The following is a 6,092-nucleotide window of genomic DNA, read 5'->3' as shown; positions in this document are numbered from 1 at the left end:
GAAACAGATAGACGATGGCAAACACCAGAAGAATGGCGAACATGACCATGGAGCCAGCTGCTGCATTGCCAAGTTTGCCGAACGCGAAAGCCTGCTTGTAGACGTAGGTGATCAGAATGTCGGTCCGGTTGGCGGGACCGCCGTTGGTCATGATCCAGATGATCGGGAAAGAATTGAAAACATAGATGACGTTGAGGACGAGCGCGATCTGCATGAACGGCCACAGCAGCGGCAGAGTGATATAGTAGAAGCTCTTGGTAGGCGCCGCTCCATCGATGGCGGAGGCCTCGTAAAGGGACTCCGGGATCGACGTCAGCCCACCGAGAAGAATGGTCACCGTAAAGGGCACCGACACCAGAATTCCGATCAGTATCTCGATGAGGAACGCCATTCTGGCGTCCGCCAACCACGGATAATTCTCGAATGGCAGGCCAAGTGCGGCCAGCGTCATGTTGAGCGTGCCGAAATCACCATTTACGACATAGCGCCAGACCACCGCCGTCATCGCAAGCGAGATAGCCCACGGCAGCAGCACGATCGTTCGGGCGATTGTCCGGCCGTAGAAATCCTCGTTGAGGATCAAGGCAATCGGTACCGAAACCAGAAGGGTTCCGCCTACCACGCAGACAGTCCAGATCACTGTCTGGCGTGCAGCCTGCAGAAAAACCGGGTCGGCGAACGCCTTGGCAAAGTTGGCAAGGCCAGAAAACTCGCGGACAACACCAGTGCGGCTCACGTCAAAGAGCGACATGCGGATCACGTCGAATATCGGATAGCCGATCACGGCGACCGAAAGCAGCAGACAAGGTGCAATCAGCATCAGCGCGAAGGCCGGCCCCGGCAGCCCCATCTTGCTCGACCGGCCGGCGCTTACGGCCCGTCTGGGAGCGGTCTTCTCAATTCCCGGCATACGCGCTTTACCTTTGAGGAAGGGTGGTGGCGTGGTCTTCACGCCACCTGAGTAGAATGGGATCGCTCGCAGGCGACGATTTCAGGACTTATTCTTCTTCGGCGAGAATCGCGTCCATCTTCTCGGCGGCCTGCTTGAGGCCCTCCTCGGCTGAAACCTCGCCCGCGTAAATCCTGGACAATTCGGTCTTGAGGCCATCGGCCATCTCTTCCCAGCGCGGGAACAGCGGCGCGAACTTTGCTATCGATCCCATTTCCAGAAACACTGACATCTTCGGGTTCTCGGTGAAGAAGGGTTCGGTCGCTTCCGCCTTCAGGACCGGTACGAAACCTTCGAGCTTGCCGAACTCAAGCCTGTTTTCCTTGTTGAAGATGAACTCCAGAAACTTCATCGCCTGAGGCTTCACCTTCGAGGATTCAAGGACCGCGATGGTGTCAGTGACGCCATAGGTCGCCTCGGTCGTGGCAACCGGAATTCGGCTAATGCCGTACTCGACATCTTTGCCCTGTTCGGCGAGCTGCGCATTGAACCAGGGACCCGACAGGACCATGCCCATCTTTCCGGCGGCGAAGAGATTCTGCAGGTCCTCGCGGCTGGAACCGGTAACGCCCGGCTGGGTGACATTCGCCTTGATCATGCGCAGATAGTTGTTGGTCGCCGTCACCGCCTCAGGCGAGGCGAACCCGCTCTTGCCGTCCGGCCCCAGAATGCTGCCGCCATGGGTCCAGAGGCTGTAGAACCAATAACCTTCGGTATCCAGATCCCGGCCCTGAACGCCAATGCCATAGACTCCATCGCCCAGCGCATCGATCTTCTTGGCCGCCTCGAACGCCTCGTCCCAGGTTGCCGGCGGATTTGCGATCCCCGCCTGTTCGAGAAGCTTCTTGTTGTAGAACAGACCCCGTACCGATGCCGCAATCGGCAGTCCCCACGTATGGTCGCCCTGCTTCTGAAGGTCGAGATAGGTCGGCACAAAGCTATCGGCGAAGCCGGGCGACATCAGCCCCTCGATCGGGGCAAGGGCCCCGTCCTTGGCAAATCCCGCCATCCAGCGCGTCGCCATATGCGAGACATCAGGCGCCGTACCGGCTGAAATGTCGCTCACCAGCTGCTGCTGCATCTCCGGCCAGGGCAGATGCTCGATCTTAACCTCGATGTCAGGATTGGCTGCATTGAACTTTTCCGCCAGCCCCTGGAAAAACGGACCCGTCTTTGTGCTGTATTCCGCAACTCTGACCCGAACTGTTTCCTTGGCCCAAGCGCTGCCAGAGTGCAGCAACGCTGCTGCGGTGGCCGTACCAACAATCAACGCGGCCAAAAACTTCTTGCCCATAAGTACCTCCCAAATGGTGCTGCAGATGTCGAATGACGCAGCCATCTGGAATGAAAATGGTGTCGTTGTCAATATTGACTGACCAGTCAGTATGTGCTTTTTTGCTGACAGATCGCTGACCCATTTGAACGGCCCGAGCCCACCTACAGGTGYCGCAAAGGCCCCCACCGGAGACGAACTCGCCAATGTCACGACGGACAATTCTACAGGGCGGCCACGTCTTGGCCTTCGGCGACACACCGGGCGCCATTGCCGACGTCGCCATCGCCGACGGTCGCATTGCCGCCATCGGCACCGACCTGTCGCGCCCGGACGATATTGTCGTCGATGCGCGAGGCGCAATCGTCCTGCCGGCGCTGACCGACATCCACACGCATATCTACTGGGGCGCAACCTCGCTGGGAGTGCGGCCCGAACTGGTTGCGCATCGATCCGCGACCGGAACGTTTGTTGACGCTGGTTCGGCCGGAGCAGGAAACTTTGAAGGCCTGAAAACCTTCATCTTCGAACCCCTTCCCTTCCATGCATTTGCCTTCCTCAACGTCTCGTTTCCTGGAATCTTCGGCTTCTCCAAGCGCGTGATGGTCGGTGAATGCTGCGACATGCGCCTCGTCGACGCCGAAAGCTGCATAGAAGCCGCGCAGGCCTATCCGGAGCAAATCGTCGGCATCAAGGTGCGGGCCGGCCGCAAAGCTTCCGGCGAAAACGGCGGCGCAGCTCTCGAAGTGGCACTTGAGGTGGCCGAGCGCCTGAACCTGCCGGTCATGTGCCACGTCGACCTTGACCCTCCATCCATCGAGGAGGTCCTGCAGCGGCTGCGTCCCGGTGACATCATCACGCATTGCTGCCGTCCGGATCCGAACGCCGCGACTGAAAATGGCCGCGTCCGCGATGCGGTATGGCGGGCGCGCGAAAGCGGCGTACACTTCGACATCGGCCATGGCATGGGCGGCTTTTCCTTCCGTGTCTGCCGCGAGATGCTGGCCGAGGGCTTCGTGCCCGACCTGATCAGTTCGGACATCCATTCCCTTTCGGTCAACGGTCCTGCCTACGACCTTCTGACCACGATCAACAAGATGATTGCGCTAGGCGTGGACCAGACGACCGCGCTTGCTGCCGGCAGCGCCAACCCGGCGAAGGTCATCGGCCGTCCCAACCTAGGTCGCATCGCTGTCGGCGACGAAGCCAATGTTGCCGTGCTTAAGTGGCGCGACGAACCCTGGACCTTCAGAGACGCGGCCGGCGAAGGCCTCGACGTCTCCACAAGGCTGGTGTGCGACCGCCTCATCGTGAGGGGTCGCCAGATCGACCCCACGGGCGGCAGCCATCTCATGCAATCCCAATAAGAATCCGAGCGGAACAATGACGATGGAACACAGCGTAGTTCAGGCGCAGCATTTCATAGCGGGCAAGTGGACGCCCTCGCACAGCGGTCAAACGTTTGACGCGCGGTCGCCCTACGACGGCAATCTCCTGGCAGTTCTTGCCGAGGGCGACCGCTCCGACGCGCAGGATGCGATCAAGGCGGCCGAAGCCGGTCACAATGCATTGTCGAAGATGTCGGCATGGGATCGAGCACGTCTCTGCAATCGCGTCGCCGATGTCATCGAGAAGCGCCGTGGCGAGCTCGCCCTTACCCTTGCCCGCGAACAAGGCAAGCCGCTGGCGTCGGAAGCCTATGGCGAGATCGATGCAGCAGCCACCGGATTCCGGGAAGCTGCCGAGTTGATCAAATGGCTCGAAGGCGAGTTCATCCCGGTCGAGACACCAGGCAAACGGGCCATAAGTTTCCGCCAGGCACGCGGCGTCTACGCGATCGTGACGCCTTGGAATTTCCCGATCAACATTCCTGTCGAGTACCTCGCGCCCTGCCTTGCCGCAGGCAATGCCGTGGTGTGGGTGCCTGCGCCGACGACATCGCTTTGTGCTGTCAAGCTGATGGAATGCATCGCCGAGGCTGGCCTTCCAGATGGGGCGGTAAACCTTGTCCTTGGCCCCGGCGCGGTTGTCGGCGACGAGATCGTCTCCAACCCCGGCACGCATGGGATCGGTTTCACCGGCAGTCCGCAGACCGGAAGCGCCATCGCAAAGCGCGGAGCCGGCAAGCCTATGCTGCTGGAACTCGGCGGCAACGGGCCAGTCGTCGTGCTCGATGACGCAGATCTGGATCGTGCAGCGCAGGCCGCTGCCTTTGGCTGCTTCTTCAATGCCGGTCAGGTCTGCGCCGCGACCGGCCGAATCCTCGTCACCGAAAAGAACCACGACGCGCTTGCCGCCCGCATCGCAGGCATTGCAGAGACGATCCGCCTTGGCGATCCGCTGCTCGCGGAGACGACGATGGGGCCGCTGAACAACCCCCAGGTGGTCGCCAAGGTCGAACAACATGTGGCGGACGGCTTGGCCCGGGGTGCAAACCTTCTCACCGGCGGAAAGAAGGGGGCAGGTCTGTTGTACCAACCCACGGTCATGGGACGTGTCGACCGCCAGGCGCTGCTCAACACCTCCGAGACCTTCGGTCCCGTGGCGCCCCTGGTGGTGTGTGCCGATGACGCCGACCTGCTCGACACCGCCAATGCTTCGTCGCACGGACTCGCCGCCAGTGTGTTCACTCGTGACCTGAGCCGCGCCTTTTCATTCGGCGAAAAGCTGCGGGCCGGTCTCGTCAACATCAACAGCGCGAGTTGCTACTGGGAACTTCACCTGCCGTTTGGCGGCGCCTCCGGCAAGGCCAGTGGCCTGGGCCGCCTCGGTGGCAAGCACACGCTGCGCGAAGTCACCGACGTCAAGACGATTACGTTCGACATCAGCTGAAGAACAGGCCGGGCGGCAGTGCCGACCCGGTTCGCCATACCGACAATCAAACTCGCGCCGGCATCGCGCCGGCCACCCGGTTCACGGACCAAACTCCAGCCAATCGCAGTGAGGAACGATGCGACTTTGTAGCTATCTCCATAACGGCCGAGCCGGATATGGCGTCGTGGCGGACGACCGCGTCATCGACATCAGCCGCGTTCTTGGCGACAGCTTTCCAACGCTCGCAAGTCTGTTGGCCGAGGCTGACTTCCTCGGCATCTGCACCCAGGCCATCGGCCGCAGCCCTGAGCTGCCGCTTGCCGGCATCGTGTTGCAGGCGCCGATTCCCAATCCGGGGAAGATCATCTGCGTCGGGCTGAACTACCACGACCACATGGTCGAGACGCGCCATGCGCCGACACAGCATCCGACTTTGTTTGCCCGCTTCGCCGACTCCCAATGCGCGCATGGCGAACCGATGTTGATGCCATCGGTTTCCACCCAGTTCGACTTCGAGGCGGAGCTCGCCGTCATCATCGGCAGAAGCGGCCGCAACATACTGGCGGATGCCGCATTGGATCATGTCGCCGGCTACTCATGCTACAACGATGGCTCAGTTCGTGACTGGCAGGTCCACACGTCGCAGTTCTTGCCGGGCAAGAATTTCCCGGCGACGGGCGCATTTGGGCCGTTCCTGGTCACAACCGACGAAATTCCGAACCCGCAAGACCTTGCGATCAGCTGCCGGTTGAACGGCGAAGCCGTCCAGATGGCGCGCACCAGCCAGATGATACACTCCGTGGCTCAGCTGATTGCCTACGTCTCGCGCATCACCCCGCTTTCCCCCGGCGACGTGATCGTGACGGGCACGCCCGGCGGTGTCGGCTTCGCGCGCGTGCCACCCCTCTTCATGAAGGAGGGCGATCTTGTCGAAGTCGACATCGAAAGTGTCGGCTTGCTGCGCAACCAGGTTGCGCGGGAAACCACACCAAGCGCCTAGCGGCAATGCGCKGAAGCGCGGCTGTGCTTTCCATGCCGGCTCGGTCGACACTTGGC

At 61.2% G+C, this 6,092-nt stretch carries 5 protein-coding genes; 3 read left to right on the top strand and 2 right to left on the bottom strand.

Annotated elements, in window-relative coordinates:
* Nucleotides 1-850, bottom strand: an 850-nt coding sequence (locus AC1DUU_RS20600; protein WP_476785257.1) for a carbohydrate ABC transporter permease, incomplete at its 3' end; no start/stop codon positions are given.
* A 148-nt stretch (nt 851-998) separates the two neighbouring features.
* Nucleotides 999-2,243 carry an ABC transporter substrate-binding protein gene (locus AC1DUU_RS20595; protein ID WP_476785256.1) on the bottom strand — a complete coding sequence of 415 codons (1,245 nt, stop codon included), beginning with the start codon at nt 2,241-2,243 and terminating at the stop codon, nt 999-1,001.
* Between the two features lie 185 nt (nt 2,244-2,428).
* Here AC1DUU_RS20595 and AC1DUU_RS20590 point away from each other — a divergent pair, with 185 nt between their 5' ends.
* The 3 genes from AC1DUU_RS20590 (at nt 2,429) to AC1DUU_RS20580 (ending at nt 6,036) form a co-directional block, all read left to right on the top strand.
* Nucleotides 2,429-3,589: an amidohydrolase family protein gene (locus tag AC1DUU_RS20590; protein WP_476785255.1), complete on the top strand. Its 1,161-nt coding sequence runs from the start codon at nt 2,429-2,431 to the stop codon at nt 3,587-3,589.
* Nucleotides 3,590-3,611: 22 nt separating this feature from the next.
* Nucleotides 3,612-5,054, top strand: a complete 1,443-nt coding sequence (locus AC1DUU_RS20585) for an aldehyde dehydrogenase family protein (RefSeq protein ID WP_476785254.1) — start codon at nt 3,612-3,614, stop codon at nt 5,052-5,054.
* A 118-nt stretch (nt 5,055-5,172) separates the two neighbouring features.
* The gene (locus AC1DUU_RS20580) at nt 5,173-6,036 is read left to right on the top strand and encodes a fumarylacetoacetate hydrolase family protein (protein WP_476785253.1); all 864 of its coding nucleotides are present in this window, start codon (nt 5,173-5,175) and stop codon (nt 6,034-6,036) included.
* The last annotated feature ends 56 nt before the right edge of the window (nt 6,037-6,092 follow it).

It is taken from the genome of Aminobacter sp. P4_H6_2, from assembly GCF_056400805.1.
The sequence above is the reverse complement of the archived record's forward strand: the minus strand, read 5'-3'. Positions and strand labels throughout refer to the sequence as shown.